Source organism: Streptomyces meridianus, assembly GCF_023703325.1.
In the GTDB taxonomy this organism is placed as follows: domain Bacteria; phylum Actinomycetota; class Actinomycetes; order Streptomycetales; family Streptomycetaceae; genus Streptomyces; species Streptomyces meridianus.
Genome location: NZ_JAMQGM010000061.1, coordinates 1 through 19,145 on the forward strand (window position 1 = coordinate 1; position 19,145 = coordinate 19,145).

Sequence of the window (19,145 nt, forward strand, 5' to 3'; positions counted from 1 at the left end):
GCATTCGCCAACAGTGTCCGCATCGGACCGGCCCCTTGTCGCGGCCCGGGATCCGCAGCCCGGAGCAGGTGACCCCGGAATCAGAAGCCGCGGGTACGCTTCGCCGCCCGGCGGTCGGAGGTGTCGACGATGCCGGCCCCCGGCACCTTCATGAACAGCCGGGCGATCTCGCCACCCAGGTTCACGCCGATGGCGATGGCCAGTGCCAGAGCGGCCGCCTTCGTCAGCGAGGCGAAGCCGGCGTCCAGGTTCCCCTGCGCGAAGCCGAGCAGACCGAAGTACGTGGCACTACCGGGCAGCAGCGGGCCGATCGCCGCGGTGACGTACGGCAGCGCCGACGCGTACCGGTAGCGGGACAGCAGCTGGCCGAAGAGGCCCACCAGACCGGCCGCAACCGCCGTCGCCGCCACGGGCGAGATGCCCGCCGTGTCGGCCAGCGCACCGTAGACGATCCATGCGACCCCGCCGTTGAGGGTGACTGCGAGCACCGTCTGCTTCTCCTGCTGGAGCAGCACCGCGAAGGCGAGTGCCAGCACCATGGCCGCCAGGATCTGCAGCAGGGGCCTCGAGTCGTAGCCCAGGCCGGCGTCCGGGTTGAGCTTGGCGTCCAGCTGGACCCCGCCGTACAGCACCATCAGGACGCCCACGACGATGCCGACCACGAGGTAGCCGACCTCGAGCAGACGGGCCGAGGCGGTGATGTAGTAGCCGGTCAGGCCGTCCTGCACGCCCGCGACGAGCGCCCGCCCCGGGATCAGGGCGAACAGCCCACCGGTGATCACCGCGGACGCGGGCACCCCGGCATGCGCCAGGGTGAGCGCGACACCCATCGCTGCCGGCGGCATGGCGGCGGCCACGAACTGGTAGAACTCCGGGAGCCCGCGCCCGGAACAGAGCCAGGCGAGCCGGTCGCCCAGCATCGCGCCGATGGCCGCGGCCAGGAACACCACGACACCACCGCCCACCAGGGTGGAGGCCGCGCCGGCCAGCGCACCACCGGCCACGGTGAGGGCCCAGCCGGGGTACGGGTGCCGGTTACGCCGGATCTCGGCCAGTCGCCGGTACGCCTCCTCCAGCGACACCTCCGTGTCGTCGGAGGAGGTGATGTCGTCGACCAGGCGGTACACCGCGGACAGCCGGGTGTAGTCGGTGCCCCGGCGTCGGACGGTCCGGCTGGCCGTCACCGGGTCGTCGACCAGCGACGGCTGGTAGGTGACCGACAGCAGGGTGAAGGTGACCGTCGGCTCGCAGCGGTCGAGGCCGTAGGCGTGCGCCACGCCGAACATGGCCGCCTCGACGTCCTCGGCCCCCTCGCCGCCCGCGAGCAGCAGTTCGCCGATACGCAGGGTGAGGTCGAGGACGCGCGGAACGGCGGGACCCGGGTCGTCCTCGTGCTTCTCCGGACGCTCCGGTACCGGCCGGTCGGCCAGCGGCATGCGCAGCATGGTGCGCATGCGGTCCTGCCAGGGCACGTCCTTCGTCAGCCGGACCGGCGGGATGCCGTGCGGCGGGGTGAAGGGCGCCGGCTGATGGCCCTGCGGCGCGGTGGTGCCGCCGGGCGGGAGGAACGCCGAGCCTTCCGGTCCCTCTTGCAGGGACTCGGGCAGCACCCCCTCCGGAATGGCGAATTCCGAGGTGGGGTGGTCCTCATCCGGCGGGGGCGGAAGTGGGACGCCGAGCGGCGGTGTGAAGGCGCTGTGCGCCTCGTCCGACAGCGGCTTACGGTCTTCCGTGGCCGTGCCGGAGGCTCCTGCGGACGCACCGGCTCCGCCGGCGTTCCGCCTGGGGTCCGCCACCACTGATGTTCCGCTCTCCTTCTCGCCCCTGCTGCAGGCGCTCGTCAGTGATCACAAAAAATGGTGCCCGGCCACCGGCAGGGGCATTCCCCCGGCCGGGCACACGGGGTCCCGGCACACGTTCGGGCGGCGCACCGTTCCTCTATGGTGCGCCGCCCGAACCAGCCGATCCCGAGCCTCGTGAGGCTCTTGGTTCAGTGCTTGCCGCCTGTGGCTTCGAGGCGCTTGATGGACGCCTCGACCTCGGCCTCGGCCTCGGTCCGTCCCACCCAGTTGGCGCCTTCGACGGACTTGCCGGGCTCGAGGTCCTTGTAGACCTCGAAGAAGTGCTGGATCTCCAGCCGGTCGAACTCCGAGACGTGGTGGATGTCACGCAGGTGTTCGACGCGGGGGTCGGATGCGGGCACGCACAGCAGCTTGTCGTCGCCGCCGGCTTCGTCCGTCATGCGGAACATGCCGATCGCCCTGCACTTGATGAGGCAGCCCGGGAACGTCGGCTCGTCCAGGATGACGAGGGCGTCGAGCGGGTCACCGTCCTCGCCGAGGGTGTTCTCGACGAAGCCGTAGTCAGCAGGGTAACTGGTCGAAGTGAAGAGTCGACGGTCCAGGCGGATACGACCGGTCTCGTGATCGACCTCGTACTTGTTCCGCGAGCCCTTCGGGATCTCGATGGTGACGTCGAACTCCACGGGTGGTTCCTCCATGATCAGCACACAGTTCGGGTGATTAAGTGTCCCTCACTCTGTTGTGTGATCGCGAAAGGGGCTGGTCCGAGGTGCCGGAGGACAGGTCGTCCCAGTTCAGGGCGGTGGCTCGGGGGTATCTCGGCCGGCCGGTGCGGCAGCTGGTGGCGGGCTCGGCGGTGGTCGGCCTGGTGGCAGCCGCTGCCGCGGTGTCCCTCACGGGCCCCTGGGCGGGCGGCCAGCGCCAGGCGGAGCGGGCGGCAGCGCGCGCGGATGCGGCCGCACACCGGGGCGGCGGAGCCGGTCGGGGTGCCGGGAAGGCCGGCCCGTCCGTCCGGGCGAGTGCGGTGCTCGCGGCCCTGGGTTCGGGGGCCGGGCCCGCTTCCGGACCGGTCCCGCCGCCCACGCCGGACGGCCTCGCCGACACCCTCGACCCGCTGCTGAAGGATCCGGCTCTGGGGCCGCTGCGCACCGCCTCGGTGATGGACGCCACCACCGGCGAGCAGGTGTTCGGCTCGGGCGAGGGCAGGGCCGCCGTCCCCGCCTCCACCGTCAAGATCGCGACGGCCGTGGCCGCCCTCGACGCCCTGGGGGCCGACCACCGCATCGCGACGCGGGTGGTCGCGGGCCGCAAGCCCGGCGAGATCGTGCTGGTCGGCGGTGGAGACCCGACCCTCACCGAGGGGAAGCGGAAGGACGCCCACGGCCCGGCGAGCCTTCACGACCTGGCCGACCGGACGGCGAAGGCCCTCGAGCGTCAGGGCATCGAGAAGGTCGAGCTCGACTACGACGTCTCCCGGTACTCCGGTCCCGAGCGCCACCGCATCGGCCTCAACGAGAACATTGCCCCGGTCAGCCCCTTGATGGTCGACGAGGGCCGGCTCGACGACAGCACACACGGTCCTGCGCCCCGCTCCGGCGACCCGGCCCGCGACGCCGCCCGAGCATTCGCCGGAATGCTGGAGAAGCGGGGCCTCGAGGTGAAGGGCGAGCCCGGACGCCGGAGCGCGGACGACGACGCCGACCCGGTCGCGGCGGTCCGTTCGCAGCCCCTCTCCGCCCTGGTCGAGCGGATGATCACCAACAGCGACAACGACATCGCGGAGGCGCTCGCCCGGCAGACAGCCGTCGCGGCGGGCGAGCCGGCGAGTTTCGACGGTGCCGGACAGGCGGTGCGCGCCCGGCTGAAGCAGCTCGATCTGCCCGTCGGCGGGGCGCACTTCAAGGACGGCAGCGGGCTCGACCGCCGCGACAAGGTCTCCGCCGGCCTCCTGGCGCGGTTGCTGCTGCGGGCCGCCGACCCCGACCGCGCCGACCTGCGGCCGGCTCTGACGGGGCTGCCGGTGGCCGGCTTCAGCGGCACCCTGCGCAGCCGCTACGAGAAGGCCGCCGCGGGCAGGGGCATGGTGCGCGCCAAGACCGGGACCCTGACCGGGGTCAACACTCTGGCGGGCACGGTGGTCGACGCGGACGGGCGGCTCCTGGTCTTCGCCTTCATGACCAACGGGACCTCGGACCCGGGCGCCGCCCAGGCCGCGCTCGACAGACTGGCGGCGGCGGTCGCCAACTGCGGCTGCCGCTGACCGCGCGGCCACGCCTCGCGCGGGGCTCGTTACCGCTCCGCGAGCACGCCGGAGCACGTACCGTGAAGCCATGAGCATCGGTGGCACGGAGATGGTCGACTGGAACCTCGCGGCAGCCACGGCGACGCGGCTCGTACGGCCGGGGCCCGCGGTCACCCGCGACGAGGCGCGGGCCGTGGTGGCGGAACTGCGCCGGCACGCGGAGTCCGCCGAGACGCACGTCCGGTCCTTCACCCGGATGGCGGCCCTGCACGGTCCGGAGGCGAAGGCCGGCGGGGCCGGGAGCAGTGGCGCGCCCGTCCTCGTCGTGGACCGGCCCGGCTGGATCAAGGCGAACGTGGCCGGCTTCCGCGAGGTCCTGAAACCGCTGCTCGGCAAGATGAGCGAACGCCGCGCGGGCTCGCCCGGTGGTGCCGTGCTGGGCGCGGTGGGCGGCAAGGTCACCGGCGTCGAGCTGGGCATGCTGCTGTCCTTCCTGGCTTCCCGGGTCCTCGGCCAGTTCGAGACGTTCTCGGGCGGCGGGGGCTCCTTCCCGGACGGTACGGGGCAGTTGCTGCTCGTCGCGCCGAACATCATCCATGTCGAGCGCGAACTCGACGTCGAGCCGCACGACTTCCGGCTCTGGGTGTGCCTCCACGAGGAGACCCACCGCACCCAGTTCACGGCCGTGCCCTGGCTGCGCGATCACATCGAGGGTGAGATCCAGGCGTTCCTGGCCGAGACCGACATCGACCCCGGTGCGCTCTTCGAGCGCCTGCGCGAAGCGGCCCAGGCATTGGCCGGGGGCGGCGGGGCGGAGGCCGACGGGGACGGCGGGCGCAGCCTCGTCGAAATCGTCCAGACGCCGGCCCAGCGCGAGATCCTGACCCGGCTGACCGCGGTGATGTCCCTGCTGGAGGGGCACGCGGACTTCGTGATGGACGGCGTCGGGCCCGACGTCGTACCGACGGTCGCGGAGATCCGGGAGAAGTTCCAGAAGCGCCGGGCCAGTGGTGCCGGACGTCTCGACCAGGTGCTGCGCAAGCTGCTCGGCCTGGACGCCAAGCTGCGCCAGTACCGCGACGGCGAACGCTTCGTGCGGGCCGTGGTCGAGCGGACCGGGATGGACGACTTCAACCGGGTCTGGACCTCGCCGAACACCCTGCCCACCAAGGCGGAGATCGCGGAACCGGAGCGGTGGATCACGCGGGTCCACGGTGGTGCCTGAGGCCGGAGCCGGAATGCGGCGATGGGGCGAAGGGGTCGAAAACGCCCCGTCCGGCGGCAGTCGAACGCCTCGGTAATCACCCGTCCGAGGGACCGTGGGCAACAGGTGGGCGTGCGATGCTCGGGGAGCAGCCCACTTCTGTCACCATCTACACACTCAGCGTGACGACTCGGGGTGTCGGCGACAATGTCCGCATCCCCGATCCCACCTCCTCCTCCAGGAAGGGAACCGGACATGGGTCCCCATCCCGCGGTCGCAGCGATACGTTTGGCGGTCCGCCGCGTACTCCACGACGTACTCAACGAACACCGGGCCTCCGGCGCCCGGGACGAACCTCTCGTGCTCGCCGCGTGCTCAGGCGGAGCCGACTCCATCGCCCTCGCCTCCGCGCTCGCCTTCGAGGCCCCCAAGCTCGGCATCCGGGCCGGCGGTGTCACCGTCGACCACGGCCTGCAGGAGGGCTCCGACCGGCGCGCGTCCGAGGTCGCCGTCCGCCTGCGCACCATGAGCCTCGATCCCGTGGACGCCGTCACCGTCACCGTCGGGCGGCAGGGCGGCCCCGAGGCCGCTGCCCGCGACGCCCGCTACGCCGCCCTCGACGCGACAGCCGACCGCCGCCGTGCCGCAGCAGTCCTGCTCGGCCACACCCGCGAGGACCAGGCCGAGACCGTCCTGCTCGGACTCGCCCGCGGCTCCGGCACCCGCTCGCTCTCCGGAATGGCCGCCGTCTCCGGGGTGCGCGGCCGCTACCGCCGGCCCTTCCTGCAGATCGACCGCCAGACGGCGCGGAAGGCCTGCATGGCCCAGTCCCTCCCCGTCTGGGACGACCCGCACAACGCCGATCCCGCCTACACCCGGTCCCGGCTGCGCCACGAGGGACTTCCCGCGCTGGAAAAGTCGCTCGGCAAGGGCGTCGTCGAAGCCCTGGCACGGACCGCCCAGCTCTCCCGCGACGACGCCGACGCCCTCGACGCCTGGGCGGCGGAGGTCGGCGAGACGGTCCGCGCCGCCGGCGCCAGCGGCGAAGCCCCCGTGCTCGACGCTGCGAAGCTCTTCGCGCTGCCCCCCGCGGTGCGGCGCCGCGTGCTGCGCCGGGCCGCCATCGAGGCCGGTTCGCCGGCAGGCTCGCTGTTCGCCAAGCACATCGAGGAAGTGGACCGGCTGATCACCGGTTGGCGGGGACAGGGCGTGATCAACCTGCCCGGACGGATCGAGGTCCACCGCCGGTGTGGCAGTCTGGTTATCCGGCGACGCGATGAGGCAGCCGCCGAACACTGAGCCGAGCCTTCGAACCGGGGACCGGAATGCCCGCGGGCACCCGGCCGGGTACGAATCAACCGAGAGTGACGCGGGTGGACGACAAGGACATGGGAACCGACCTCAAGTCGGTCCTCATCACCAAAGAAGAAATCGACGCGAAGCTGGCCGAGCTCGCAGCGAAGATCGACGCGGACTACGCGGGCAGGGAACTGCTGATCGTCGGTGTCCTCAAGGGCGCCGTCATGGTGATGGCGGACCTGGCGCGGGCGCTGTCCACCCCTGTGACGATGGACTGGATGGCGGTGTCCTCGTACGGGGCCGGCACCAAGTCCTCCGGGGTGGTCCGGATCCTGAAGGACCTCGACACCGACATCGCCGGTCGCGACGTGCTGATCGTCGAGGACATCATCGACTCCGGTCTCACGCTGTCCTGGCTGCTGTCGAACCTGAGCTCCCGGGGTCCCGCGTCGCTGAAGGTCTGCACGCTGCTGCGCAAGCCGGAGGCTGCCAAGGTGGACCTCGAGGTGGAGTACACCGGCTTCGACATCCCCAACGAGTTCGTCGTGGGCTACGGCCTCGACTACGCCGAGCGTTACCGGAACCTGCCCTTCGTCGGCACCCTGGCGCCCCACGTCTACGGCGGATGACCGGGGTGCGCCCGTCCGGGCGGCGGCGCAACGCCGCCGGCCGCGCGGACGGCGGGAACCCCCGGCTCCCACCCGCCGTTGGAGCAGGGGAAGGCAGATTCGTGACTTCCGGGGCAGCCTTGCAGGACAATGCTGGGGTACCGTCCGAAGGTCAGTCTTTCAAGGCCGAGTAATACACCGTACGCACCGAGGGTTCCGGAGAACCGGGACCGACGTGCCTCACTGTGGCAGGAGGGACGGGGCGCACGCGCCCCGTATGGATGGACGTGAAGCGCTACTTCCGTGGGCCGGTCATGTGGATCGTGCTGGCCGTCCTCGCCGTGGTCGTGTTGATGCAGGTCGTCGGTTCGTCCGGCGGCTACAAAACGGTGGACACCGGCCAGGTGGTCAAATCGATCGCCGAGAACAAGGTCAAGTCCGCCGAGCTGACCACCGGCGATGAAACCAAGATCAAGGTCGAACTCAAGGACGGCACCAAGGTCCAGGGCAGCAACAAGCTGCAGGCCAGCTACATCGGCGACCAGGGCGTCCAGCTGGCCCAGGACCTCCAGGCCAAGTACCAGGACAAGCAGATTCCGGACGGCTACACCGTCTCGCCGTCCAAGCAGAACCCGTTCCTGGGGGTCCTGCTGTCCCTGCTTCCCTTCGTCCTCATCGTGGTCGTCTTCCTGTTCCTGATGAATCAGATGCAGGGCGGCGGCTCCCGGGTGATGAACTTCGGGAAGTCGAAGGCCAAGCTGATCACCAAGGACACGCCCAAGACCACGTTCACCGACGTGGCGGGTGCGGACGAGGCGGTCGAGGAGCTCCACGAGATCAAGGAGTTCCTGCAGGAGCCGGCCAAGTTCCAGGCCGTCGGCGCCAAGATTCCCAAGGGCGTGCTGCTCTACGGCCCGCCCGGAACCGGCAAGACGCTCCTCGCCCGTGCCGTGGCCGGTGAGGCGGGCGTCCCGTTCTATTCGATCTCCGGTTCCGACTTCGTCGAGATGTTCGTCGGTGTCGGTGCCTCCCGGGTCCGCGACCTGTTCGAGCAGGCCAAGGCCAACGCCCCGGCCATCGTCTTCGTGGACGAGATCGACGCCGTCGGCCGGCACCGCGGTGCGGGTCTCGGCGGCGGCCACGACGAGCGCGAGCAGACGCTGAACCAGCTGCTCGTCGAGATGGACGGGTTCGACGTCAAGGGCGGCGTCATCCTGATCGCCGCCACGAACCGGCCGGACATCCTCGACCCGGCGCTGCTGCGCCCGGGCCGCTTCGACCGGCAGATCGCCGTGGACCGCCCCGACATGCAGGGCCGGCTGGAGATCCTCAAGGTCCACCAGAAGGGCAAGCCGGTCGCCCCGGACGTCGACCTGGGCGCCGTCGCCCGCCGGACCCCCGGCTTCACGGGCGCGGACCTGAGCAACGTCCTCAACGAGGCCGCGCTGCTCACGGCCCGCAGCGACGCCAAGCTGATCAACAACCATTTCCTGGACGAGGCGATCGACCGCGTCGTGGCCGGACCGCAGAAGCGGACCCGGATCATGAGCGACAAGGAGAAGAAGATCACCGCCTACCACGAGGGCGGTCACGCCCTGGTCGCGGCGGCTTCTCCGAACAGCGACCCGGTGCACAAGATCACGATCCTGTCCCGTGGCCGCGCCCTCGGCTACACGATGGTCCTCCCCGAGGAGGACAAGTACTCCACCACCCGCAACGAGATGCTCGACCAGCTCGCGTACATGCTGGGCGGCCGTGCGGCGGAGGAGCTGGTCTTCCACGACCCGACCACGGGTGCGGCCAACGACATCGAGAAGGCGACCGCCACGGCCCGCGCGATGGTCACGCAGTACGGCATGACCGAGCGGCTCGGTGCGATCAAGTTCGGCTCCGACAACGCCGAGCCCTTCCTCGGCCGGGAGATGTCGCACCAGCGCGACTACTCCGAGGAGATCGCCGCGCTGGTCGACGAGGAAGTCAAGAAGCTGATCGAGGCGGCGCACAACGAGGCCTGGGAGATCCTGGTCGAGAACCGCGACGTCCTCGACAACCTCGTGCTGCAACTCCTCGAGAAGGAGACGCTCGGCAAGGAGGAGATCGCGGAGGTCTTCTCGACGGTCGTGAAGCGCCCGGCCCGTCCGGCGTGGACCGGCTCGTCGCGGCGTACCCCCTCGACCCGTCCGCCGGTGCTGTCGCCCAAGGAGCTGCTCTCGGCCAACGGGCAGAACGCGCCCCGGACGAGCATGACGAAGTCCGACAAGGCGGAGGTCCCCGAGGAGCCCACCGAGAGCTGACCGCTCGGGGCCGCCTCCCCGGAATCACGCCGCACCCCCTCGGGTTCTAGCCTGAGGGGGTGCGGCCGTGTGGGCGGCACGTACGGAACAGGATCGAGGCACAGATGACCGACCCGGTGACCCTGGTGGATGCGAACACTGTCGGCGATTTCGACGTGAAGCGCGCAGAGAACGCCATCCGCGAGCTCCTCATCGCGATCGGCGAGGACCCCGATCGTGAGGGGCTGCTGGAGACGCCGGCCCGCGTGGCGCGTTCCTACAAGGAGATATTCGCCGGCCTGCGCCAGAGGCCGGAGGACGTCCTGACCACGACCTTCGACCTCGGCCACGACGAGATGGTCCTGGTCAAGGACATCGAGATCTACAGCACCTGCGAGCACCACCTCGTGCCGTTCCACGGCGTTGCCCACGTCGGCTACATCCCGTCCGCCGACGGCAAGATCACCGGCCTCTCCAAGCTCGCCCGTCTCGTGGACGTCTTCGCCCGCCGTCCGCAGGTCCAGGAGCGGCTGACCACACAGATCGCCGACTCGCTGATGGAGATCCTGGAGCCGCGCGGCGTGATCGTCGTCGTGGAGTGCGAGCACATGTGCATGTCGATGCGCGGCATCCGCAAGCCCGGAGCGAAGACCACCACCTCGGCGGTCCGGGGTCAGCTGCGCGACTCGGCGACCCGCTCCGAGGCGATGAGCCTGATCATGGCGCGCTGATCCGGCAGGTCGCAGGGTCCCGCGAGCGGGGCGGGAAGGCGGCCGACTGGATCGCGGCTTCGCCGAATCGGCCTAGGGTGGAGGCATGAGTACGTTGCGCGGCCGGGTGTCCGGTCTGCCGGAATGGGACCGCTGCGCGGTGATGGGCGTCGTGAACGTGACGCCCGACTCCTTCTCGGACGGCGGCAGCTGGTTCGACACGGAAGCCGCGGTCAAACGGGGTCTGGACCTGGTCGCCCAGGGCGCCGACCTGGTGGACGTGGGCGGCGAGTCGACGCGTCCCGGGGCGTCCCGGGTCGACGAGGCGGAGGAACTGCGCAGGGTGGTTCCCGTGGTGCGGGAACTGGCCTCCGAGGGACTGGTCGTCAGCGTCGACACGATGCGGGCCGCGGTCGCCGAGCAGGCGGTCGCCGCAGGTGCCCGGCTGGTCAACGACGTCAGCGGAGGGCTCGCCGATACGGCTATGGTGCCCGTCGTGGCGGACGCCGGAGTGCCGTTCGTCGTCATGCACTGGCGGGGCTTCAGCGCGGACATGAACAGCCGCGCCGTCTATGGCGACGTGGTGCCCGAAATCGTCGGCGAACTGCAGCGGCGGATGGACGCCGTCGTCTCGGGTGGTGTCGCCCCCGAGCGGATCGTCCTCGACCCGGGGCTGGGCTTCGCCAAGGAGGCCGAGCACGACCTGGCGCTCGTCGCCCGGCTGGACGTGCTGCGCGGGCTCGGCAGGCCGCTGCTGGTCGCCGCGTCGCGGAAGCGGTTCCTGGGGCGGGTGCTCGCCGGCCCCGACGGTACCCCGCCGCCGGCCCGCGAGCGGGACGCGGCGACGGCCGCGGTGTCCGCTCTCGCAGCCCGTGCCGGTGCCTGGGCTGTGCGTGTGCACGAGGTCGGGGCCAGCGCTGACGCCGTGCGGGTGGCGCGCGCCGTCGAGGGGGCAGTGTGAGCGCGGCGCTGACGGACAGCGAGCAGGTGGAGATGGCCAACACCGCCCTCTACGAGGCCATGGAACAGGGCGACTTCGAGGCTCTGTCCGCCCTGTGGCTGCCGGGGGACGTCAGCTGCGTGCACCCCGGCTGGCCGCTGCTGCGGGGCAACGGCGAGGTGCTGCGGTCGTACGCGCTGATCATGGCGAACACCGACTACATCCAGTTCTTCCTCACGGATGTCGAGGTCTCGGTGGAGGGTGACACGGCCCTGGTCACGTGCACGGAGAACATCCTCAGCGGCGGTCCTGCGGAGGAGGAGGGCGAGCTGGGGCCGCTCGTCGGCCAGCTCGTCGTCGCCACGAACGTGTTCCGCCGCACCGGCGACGGCTGGCGCATCTGGTCCCACCACGGGTCGCCGGTGCTCACCGAGACATCCGAGGACGAGGACGAGGACGGCAACGGGGACGGCGGGCGCTCCGGAATCTGAGAGGGTGGCCCGGACAGTTTCGGCCACCGTGTGGCCACCGTTCGAGCCACGTCGGGTTCCGGAGGTGAATGCGTGACCGCTAAAACGGGTAGGCGGACCGAGCGCGGTCCGCGTGCGACCGGCTGTGCCCCGGCGCGCCGGGCCTCCTCGGCGGGGGCGGTAGGTTTCCGTCGGCAGCTTCGAACGGGACGCAGCGCCGGCAGTCGTCGGCCCGGCCGTTCGGCCGGAGATCTGGCAGGAGTGATTCGCGTGGATCGCGTGGCACTGCGTGGCCTGAGGGCCCGTGGCCATCACGGGGTGTTCCCCGAGGAACGTGAGAAGGGCCAGACGTTCGTCGTCGACCTCGTGCTGGGCCTCGACACCCGACCCGCCGCGGACGGCGACGACCTCACCCGGACGGTGCACTACGGTGTCGTCGCGGAAGAGGTGGCTTCGGTCGTGTCCGGCGAGCCGGTCGACCTGATCGAGACGCTCGCCCAGCGGATCGCCGACAGCTGCCTGAAACACGAGGTCGTGCAGGAGGTCGAGGTGGTCGTGCACAAGCCGGACGCCCCGATCGCCGTCCCGTTCGACGATGTGACCGTCACCATCAGCCGGAGCCGAGTATGACGACGAGTGACCCGACCATGCAGCCGGTTCCCGCCGCCGTTGTGGCGCAGGTGGACGCTGCCGACACGACGCTGAGCAACCCGAAACGGGCGGTGATCGCCCTCGGGAGCAATGTCGGCAACCGGCTGGAGACGCTGCAGGGGGCGATCGACGCCCTGGAGGACACCCCGGGCGTGCGGGTGAAGGCCGTCTCGCCGGTCTACGAGACGGAGCCGTGGGGTGTCGACCCCGGTTCGCAGCCCTCGTACTTCAACGCGGTGGTGCTGGTGAAGACCACGCTTCCGCCGTCCTCCCTGCTGGAGCGCAGCCACGCCATCGAGGAGGCCTTCGAGCGGGTGCGGGACGAGCGCTGGGGCCCGCGGACCCTTGATGTCGACATCGTGTCGTACCAGAACGTGGTCTCCGACGATCCGACGCTGACACTGCCGCACCCGCGGGCGCACGAGCGCGCCTTCGTCCTGGTGCCGTGGCACGACATCGAGCCCGAGGCCGAGGTTCCGGGCCGGGGAGCTGTGGCCGAACTGCTCGCGGCGCTCGGCCGTACCGGTGTGGAGGTCCGCGAGGACCTGGAACTCCGGCTGCCCGAGTAGTCGTTGGACGGACCGGGAGCTCCGGCCGGAGACCGGCAGCATGCGTAGGGCGCGAAGAGGAGCGGACGCTCGGTGAGGCAACTTCGGATCAGGGTCCTCGTCGGGATCTTCGTGGTGGCGGGGATTCTGTCCTGGGCCGCCGCACGACTGTGGGATTCCTTCGGCACGCTTCCCGGAGTGCCGGTGGCCGCCCCCATCGTGCTGGCGGTGATCGCCACCGTCCTCGCAGCGACCGCGCTGTCGCTGCGGGCGCGGCTGAAGGCCCAGCGCAATCGTGAGCCGGACGCCAAGGGTGTCGATCCGATGCAGGCCGCGCGGGCCGTCGTCTTCGGCCAGGCGAGTGCGCTGGTGGCGTCCCTGGTCTCCGGAATCTACGCCGGGGTCGGCGTCTTCCTGCTGATCGACGGCCTCGACGCCGGGCCGCGCAGGGACCAGGCGATCTATTCGGGCGCCTCGGTCGTGGCGGGAGTGGCGGTGGTGGCGGCCGCCCTGTTCCTGGAGCGGGTCTGCAAGCTGCCCGAGGACGAGGACGAACCGCCCGGGGCGTCGCGCGAGTAGGGCGGCGCCGGGCCGGACGGCCGCAGCGGGGACAGCACTCGGGCATCTTCCGGGGACTCCCGGGCCGGCCCCCCGGCCGTTCTGCCATCCTCGGCGGCATGCAACCGGACCAGGAAGCCTTCGCCCGATCCGTCGCCGGCCGCCTCGCGTCCCTGCAGCACGTGGAGGCGGTGGCGCTGGGCGGATCGCGGGCCACGCAGACCCACCGTCCCGACAGCGACTGGGACTTCGCCGTCTACTACCGGGGCGGGTTCTCGCCCGCCGGCCTGCGGGCGCTGGGCTGGCCGGGCGAGGTCTCCGAGATCGGCGGCTGGGGCGGAGGGGTGTTCAACGGCGGGGCCTGGCTCGAGGTGGACGGCCGCCGGGTCGACGTCCACTACCGGGACCTCGCCGACGTCGGGTACCGGCTGGCCGAGGCCCGCGAGGGCCGGTTCGCGATCGAGCGGCTGATGTTCCACCTGGCGGGTGTGCCCACGTACCTGGTGGTCGCCGAGCTCGCGGTCAACCGGGTCCTGCACGGGCGGCTGCCGCGCCCCGGTTACCCGGCGGCCCTGCGCCGCACGGCCTCGGCGGAGTGGTGGGGCGCGGCCCGGCTCACCCTCGGGTACGCCCGCAGCGCCCATGCCGGGCGGGGACATCTCGCGGACTGTGCCGGTGCGGTCGCGCGAGCCGCATGCGAGGCGGCGCACGGGGTGCTGGCGGCCCGGGGCGACTGGGTCACCAACGAGAAGGAGCTGCTGGACCGGGCCGGGCTGCGGGGGATCGACGGGTTCCTCTCGGGCCTCGGTCCCCGGCCGGGCTCAGGCCCCCGGCACCGTCTCCAGGTCGACCGCATCCCGGGACGTTGCGTTCGCGTCGGCGTCGATCGAGCGGCGAAGGGCCTCGTGCAGCCGGGCCGGGGTGAGAACCCCGAGGAAGCGCTCGCCGTCGAGGACAGCGACCCACCCGGCGTCGTGCTGCAGCATGGTGCTGAACGCCTGCCGGAGCGAGGCGCCGACGGGGACCCAGGCCGCCATACGGCGGGCATGCTCGCCCACCGTTCCCCCGGCGGCCCCGTCCGCAGGGGCCCCGGCGTCGGCGGGAATCCACCCGTGCAGGCTGCCGGAACCGTCGAGCACGACCGCCCATCGTGCCCCCTCGGCCTTCAGCTGTCCGGCTGCCCGGCCCAGCGGGTCGGCGGCCCCGACCACCGGCGGCTGTTCCAGGTCCCCCGCTTCGACCGGCGTGACCGACAGCCGCTTCAGGCCCCGGTCCGACCCCACGAAGTCGGCGACGTACGGGGTGGCGGGCGCGCCGAGCACGGCCGCGGGCGAGTCGAACTGCTCGATCCGGCCCCGGCCGTACACCGCGATCCGGTCACCGAGCCGCACCGCCTCCTCCAGGTCGTGCGTGACGAAGAGGACGGTCTTGCGGACCGTCTCCTGGAGCTTCAGGAACTCGCTCTGGAGCCGCTCGCGGACGACCGGGTCGACGGCGCCGAACGGCTCGTCCATCAGCAGCACGGGCGGATCCGCCGCCAGCGCCCGGGCGACGCCCACGCGTTGCCGCTGCCCGCCGGAGAGCTGGTCCGGGTACCGCTCGCCGTGGACCGACGGGTCGAGGCCCACCAGTTCGAGCAGTTCCGCGGCCCGCTTGCGGGCCCTGGCCCGCTGCCAGCCGAGCAGATGCGGGACGGTGGCGGTGTTGTCGAGCACCGTCTTGTGCGGGAACAGGCCCACCTGCTGGATGACGTAGCCGATCCGGCGGCGCAGCCGGACCGGGTCGAGGGTCGCGATGTCCTCACCGTCCAGCAGGATCCTTCCGGATGTGGGCTCGGTCAGCCGGTTGACCATTTTCATGGTGGTGGTCTTGCCGCAGCCGGACGGCCCCACGAGGGTGACCAGTTCGCCCCGGCACACCTCGAAGGACAGGCCGTCCACGGCGGTGGTGCCGTCGGCGTAGCGCTTGGTGACGTTCTCGAAGCGGATCATTGCTCTCCATGGTGACGGCACCCGGCGGGGTGCGTGTGAAGAACGTATTGCTGTCCTGCGGCACTTCCGGTCGTTGTCGGTGCCGGTGGGTAGGGTCGCAGGCGGTCGGCGGAGAGCCGTCGGCGGACGGCGACCGGCCGTGCGGATCGGACGCGGGGACGGGGCATGGAACGGACCGGGCGGGGGAGGCGGACGCCGTGAACGGCAGGAGCTGTCTGACGGCCAACGAGTGGATCTGCGGTGAGTACCTCCGCACCCGGAGCCAGGAATTGACGGATGCCACGCTGCAACACGTCTGGATCGCGGCCCTCTCGGTGGTGATCGCCCTCCTCGTCGCCTTCCCCCTGGCCTTGTTCGCACGCCGCCGGGAACGCTGGCGTGGTCCGGTGCTCGGCCTGACCACGATCCTGTACACCGTGCCGTCGCTGGCCATGTTCGCGCTGCTGATGCCGCTGCTCGGCGTCTCGGCCTCGGTGGTGGTGACGGGCCTGGTCCTCTACTCGCTCACCCTGCTGGTGCGGAACATCCTGGCGGGGCTCGAGTCGGTGCCGGAGGAGGCCCGGGAGGCGGCGCGCGGCATGGGTTACGGTCCGCTGCGGCTGCTGTTCGGTGTCGAACTCCCGCTCGCCCTCCCGGCGCTCATGGCGGGGGTGCGGATCGCCGCGGTCTCCGCGATCTCGCTGACGACCGTGGGTGCGCTCGTGGATTACGGGGGTCTCGGCAACCTCGTTCTGGGCGGCCTGGACAGTTACTTCAAGGCCCAGGTCCTCACCGCGTCGGTGCTGTGCGTGCTGCTCGCCGTGGCGGCGGACCTGCTGCTGCTCGGCGTGCAGGGGCTGCTGACGCCCTGGGCGCGTACCGGTGCCCGTGCCCGCCGGCGGTGGCCCGTCCGGCTGTGGCGAGCGGCCCCGGGCCCGGCAGCGAAGGCGGGCTGAGGCCGTGGACGCGGTGGTGCAGGCGTGGACCTGGCTGACGACGGCCGCCAACTGGGCGGGCCCCGGGGGGGCCTGGCAGCGGTTGGCGGAGCACGTCCAACTCTCCCTGGTGTGCCTGGTGCTCACCTGCCTGATCGCGCTGCCGGCCGCCCTGTGGCTCGGGCACACCGGCAGGGGCGGGGCGCTGGCCGTCAACGTCTCGAACGCCGGGCGCGCCGTGCCGACGCTCGCCGTCCTGGTGCTGCTCATGCTGACGCCGCTCGGCCGGCAGGGAGAACTGCCCACGGTCGTGGCGCTGGTGCTGTTCGCCCTCCCGCCGCTGCTGACCAACGCCTGTGTGGGCATCAGTGAGGCGGACCCGGCGGTCGTGGAGGCGGCGCGGGGGATGGGCATGTCCGGCGCGCAGTTGCTGTGGCGGGTCGAACTGCCCCTCGGCTTCGCACTGATCATGGCGGGGATACGGTCCGCGGCCGTGCAGCTCGTCGCGACCGCCACCCTCACGGGCCCGGTCGGCGGCGGCGGGCTGGGGCGGATCATCACCGCCGGATTCAACACCTACGACACCCCGAAGGTGGTCGCGGGGGCCGTCCTGGTCGCTGCGCTCGCGCTGCTGGTCGAGGCGTCCCTGGCCGCCGCGCAGTGGCTGTGTGACCCCCTGCGGCGGCGTCCCCGGCAGCCGGCCCGGGCGAATCCTGCCGGAACCCGGGGCGGCGCCGTCCCGGCAGAAGCGGCGTGAACAACGATCGGTTGGATGGATGGTGATCCGGATGAACAACACTGCGGGTGGATCGCGCACGGTACGGACGGCGAGCGCGGTGCTGGCCGTCGCGGCGCTGACGGCGGGCCTCGCCGGTTGCGGCGGGGAGAGCCTGGAGAGCAAACAGCCGGGCTCGTCCGGCGGCGGCAAGGGCGAACTGGTCGTCGGTTCGGCCGGTTTCACGGAGTCCACGCTGATGGCCCAGCTCTACGCACAGCTGCTGCGGGACGCCGGGTACACGACGTCGGTCAGGACGCTGAAGAACCGCGAGCTCTACGAACCCGCCCTGGAGAAGGGGCAGATCGACATCGTCCCGGAATACGCGGCCACGCTCGCGGAATTCCTGAACGTGAAGGAGAACGGTCAGAAGGCGAAGCCCGTCGCGTCCAGTGATGTGGCGGCCACGGTCGCGGCATTGAAGAAGTTCGCCGAGCCGCGGGGCCTGGAAGTCCTGCCGGCCGGTGAAGCGGTCGATCAGAACGCGTTCGCGGTGACGAAGGAATTCGCCCGCAAGCACGAGCTCAAAACCCTCTCGGATCTTGGCCGTTCGGGCCTGGACATCGAACTCGCCGCCGGTGACGAGTGCAGCGTCCGGCCCTTCTGCAAGCCCGGTCTGGAGAAGAAGTACGGCATCAGCATCTCCTCCGTCGACCCGAAGGGCGTGGGCACCACCCCGGCCAAACAGGCCGTCAAGGACGGCACCGATCAGATGGTGCTGACCACGACCACCGACGCCACGCTCCGGGACTTCGGGCTGGTCCTTCTCGAGGACGACAAGAAACTCCAGAACGCCGACAACGTCCTGCCGGTGGCCAACGCCGAATCGGCCGGCGGGAAGGACGTCCGCGCCGTGCTCGGCAAGCTGACGAAGGTCCTGACGACCCGGGATCTGGTGGAGCTCAACCGCAGCATCGACGCCGAACGCCGCAAGCCCGCGGATGTCGCGCGCGAGTACCTGGAGTCGAAGGGATTGATCACAAAGTAACCGGCCGAAAACAACTGGGCGGCCGGGTCCCCACGTCCAGCGCACGCACGGTAGGTTTCTGGCCATGCCACGAGGACGACACCGCCATTCCCCACCCCTGCACAGGCTCCTTTCGCCCGCCACGGTTGTCGGTGTGTCACTTGTCTGCGCCGTTGTCGCCGCCGTGAGCGGCAACGTGCTGGTGCTCCGGCTGCTGGTGGCGGCTTCGGCCGCGACGGCCGTCACCGGTGCCGTCATCATGCGCGCCTGGGACCGGGCGGCGGGCAAGCGCGTCGCCGAGGTCACCAAGGCACGGGTGCGGGACGAGTGGCGGACGGACGAGCGCATCGCCGAACTCGAGACCGACCTGGAGGAGTCCCGCGAGCTGCGCCTGTCGCTGGACACCAAGCTGCGCGCGAAGCGGGCCGAACTGTCCCGGCTCCGCAACGAGCACGCGACCCTGCTCCGGCGCTACGCCAATGCGGAGACCCAGCGGGCCAGCGCCCTGGAGGGCCGCCGGCTGCTGAGCCTCGGGGCCCCTCAGGAGGTGCGCGAACTGCCCGCGGGCACCGGTCGGTCGGTCGCGCCCACCCCCGGTGGGCTGGGCCCGGCCGGGTACCGGCGAGCGCATACGGCCCTGCGCAACCTTGTGCGCAACGGCGCCCGGCAGGAGATCAAGCGGACCATCGAGGAGGCACGCCGGCGCGAGGCGCAGCAGGAGGCGGAGGAGGCGGCGGGGAAGCTCCCGGCGGCCGCCGGGGAGCATGAGCCCGGTACGGCCGCCGCGACCTCCGGCCCCTCCGCGCACGGCCGGCGCACGGCGCCCGCCGCGACAGCCGTCGCTCCGGACCGCCGCTTTCCGAAGCGAGTCGAAGGAGGCTTCGACTTCTTCGGCACCCAGGGCCTGCCGGCCCCGGAGGGTCCGCTTCGGACGGACAGCATTCCGGCCGCCGTGCCGGAGGACGATCTCGCCGATGTCGTCGGCGCCGAGGCGTTCGCCGAGTACGAGGCCCGGCAGGAGCAGCACCGGGCATCCGCGGAGGCGGAACGCGAGACGGTCGACGAGGTCATCGACCTGACCGAGCACGACGAGACCGAGCCGCTCGACATGCGCGAGCTGCGGGTCCACTCCTCCTGAACCGGCCTCCGTGTCCGGGTCGTCGGTGGCCGGATGCGGGCGGGACCGTCCGCCG

At 71.4% G+C, this 19,145-nt stretch carries 18 protein-coding genes and 1 pseudogene; 16 read left to right on the top strand and 3 right to left on the bottom strand.

Translation table 11 applies throughout. The features are described from left to right. Positions 1-80: 80 nt before the first annotated feature. Both M1E25_RS23880 and M1E25_RS23885 read right to left on the bottom strand, forming a co-directional pair. The gene (locus M1E25_RS23880; RefSeq protein ID WP_372501378.1) at positions 81-1,799 is read right to left on the bottom strand and encodes a threonine/serine exporter family protein; all 1,719 of its coding nucleotides are present in this window, start codon (positions 1,797-1,799) and stop codon (positions 81-83) included. A 191-nt stretch (positions 1,800-1,990) separates the two neighbouring features. Next, positions 1,991-2,485, bottom strand: a complete 495-nt coding sequence (locus tag M1E25_RS23885) for an inorganic diphosphatase (RefSeq protein WP_251419174.1) — start codon at positions 2,483-2,485, stop codon at positions 1,991-1,993. A gap of 86 nt (positions 2,486-2,571) precedes the next feature. Here M1E25_RS23885 and dacB point away from each other — a divergent pair, with 86 nt between their 5' ends. The 12 genes and pseudogenes from dacB to M1E25_RS23945 all read left to right on the top strand — a co-directional run. Beyond that, positions 2,572-4,062, top strand: coding sequence for a D-alanyl-D-alanine carboxypeptidase/D-alanyl-D-alanine endopeptidase (gene dacB / locus M1E25_RS23890; protein ID WP_372501380.1), 1,491 nt, complete (start codon positions 2,572-2,574; stop codon positions 4,060-4,062). A 70-nt stretch (positions 4,063-4,132) separates the two neighbouring features. Next, the gene (locus tag M1E25_RS23895) at positions 4,133-5,269 is read left to right on the top strand and encodes an Rv3626c family coenzyme F420 biosynthesis-associated protein (protein ID WP_251419083.1); all 1,137 of its coding nucleotides are present in this window, start codon (positions 4,133-4,135) and stop codon (positions 5,267-5,269) included. A gap of 234 nt (positions 5,270-5,503) precedes the next feature. Further along, positions 5,504-6,547 carry a tRNA lysidine(34) synthetase TilS gene (gene tilS / locus M1E25_RS23900; RefSeq protein WP_251419085.1) on the top strand — a complete coding sequence of 348 codons (1,044 nt, stop codon included), beginning with the start codon at positions 5,504-5,506 and terminating at the stop codon, positions 6,545-6,547. 89 nt (positions 6,548-6,636) lie between these two features. After that, positions 6,637-7,176: a hypoxanthine phosphoribosyltransferase gene (hpt, locus tag M1E25_RS23905; RefSeq protein ID WP_251419178.1), complete on the top strand. Its 540-nt coding sequence runs from the start codon at positions 6,637-6,639 to the stop codon at positions 7,174-7,176. Positions 7,177-7,436: 260 nt separating this feature from the next. Then, a complete protein-coding gene (gene ftsH, locus M1E25_RS23910; protein ID WP_251419087.1) occupies positions 7,437-9,449 on the top strand; it encodes an ATP-dependent zinc metalloprotease FtsH in 2,013 nt (670 codons plus the stop codon). Positions 9,450-9,553: 104 nt separating this feature from the next. Beyond that, positions 9,554-10,159, top strand: coding sequence for a GTP cyclohydrolase I FolE (folE, locus tag M1E25_RS23915; RefSeq protein WP_251419089.1), 606 nt, complete (start codon positions 9,554-9,556; stop codon positions 10,157-10,159). A gap of 85 nt (positions 10,160-10,244) precedes the next feature. After that, the gene (gene folP / locus M1E25_RS23920; protein ID WP_251419091.1) at positions 10,245-11,099 is read left to right on the top strand and encodes a dihydropteroate synthase; all 855 of its coding nucleotides are present in this window, start codon (positions 10,245-10,247) and stop codon (positions 11,097-11,099) included. Beyond that, on the top strand, positions 11,096-11,569 hold the full coding sequence (locus M1E25_RS23925; protein ID WP_308290473.1) for a nuclear transport factor 2 family protein: 474 nt from the start codon (positions 11,096-11,098) through the stop codon (positions 11,567-11,569). The genes folP and M1E25_RS23925 overlap by 4 nt, the downstream gene beginning before the upstream one ends. Before the next feature lie 249 nt (positions 11,570-11,818). Further along, positions 11,819-12,178, top strand: a complete 360-nt coding sequence (gene folB / locus M1E25_RS23930) for a dihydroneopterin aldolase (RefSeq protein WP_251419093.1) — start codon at positions 11,819-11,821, stop codon at positions 12,176-12,178. Continuing rightward, entirely contained in the window at positions 12,175-12,768 is a 594-nt protein-coding gene (gene folK, locus M1E25_RS23935) for a 2-amino-4-hydroxy-6-hydroxymethyldihydropteridine diphosphokinase (protein ID WP_251419095.1), read from the top strand. Before folB ends, folK begins: the two co-directional genes overlap by 4 nt. 72 nt (positions 12,769-12,840) lie before the next feature. Further along, entirely contained in the window at positions 12,841-13,326 is a 486-nt protein-coding gene (locus M1E25_RS23940; RefSeq protein ID WP_251419097.1) for a DUF3180 domain-containing protein, read from the top strand. Positions 13,327-13,424: 98 nt separating this feature from the next. Next, a pseudogene (locus tag M1E25_RS23945) lies at positions 13,425-14,123 on the top strand (nucleotidyltransferase domain-containing protein); the annotation flags it as partial. A 3-nt stretch (positions 14,124-14,126) separates the two neighbouring features. Here M1E25_RS23945 and M1E25_RS23950 read toward each other — a convergent pair. Then, positions 14,127-15,296: an ABC transporter ATP-binding protein gene (locus M1E25_RS23950; protein ID WP_251419099.1), complete on the bottom strand. Its 1,170-nt coding sequence runs from the start codon at positions 15,294-15,296 to the stop codon at positions 14,127-14,129. Positions 15,297-15,493: 197 nt separating this feature from the next. On the opposite strand from M1E25_RS23950, the gene M1E25_RS23955 reads away from it, so the two are divergent. From M1E25_RS23955 to M1E25_RS23970, 4 genes are all read left to right on the top strand, one after another. After that, complete coding sequence (locus tag M1E25_RS23955) at positions 15,494-16,231, top strand: ABC transporter permease (RefSeq protein WP_251419101.1); 738 nt, start codon at positions 15,494-15,496, stop codon at positions 16,229-16,231. A 4-nt stretch (positions 16,232-16,235) separates the two neighbouring features. Further along, the gene (locus tag M1E25_RS23960) at positions 16,236-16,967 is read left to right on the top strand and encodes an ABC transporter permease (protein WP_251419103.1); all 732 of its coding nucleotides are present in this window, start codon (positions 16,236-16,238) and stop codon (positions 16,965-16,967) included. Between the two features lie 31 nt (positions 16,968-16,998). Further along, entirely contained in the window at positions 16,999-17,973 is a 975-nt protein-coding gene (locus M1E25_RS23965) for an ABC transporter substrate-binding protein (protein WP_251419105.1), read from the top strand. Between the two features lie 133 nt (positions 17,974-18,106). Beyond that, positions 18,107-19,090 (top strand): hypothetical protein, encoded by a 984-nt coding sequence (locus M1E25_RS23970; RefSeq protein WP_308290474.1) that lies wholly within the window; start codon positions 18,107-18,109, stop codon positions 19,088-19,090. The last annotated feature ends 55 nt before the right edge of the window (positions 19,091-19,145 follow it).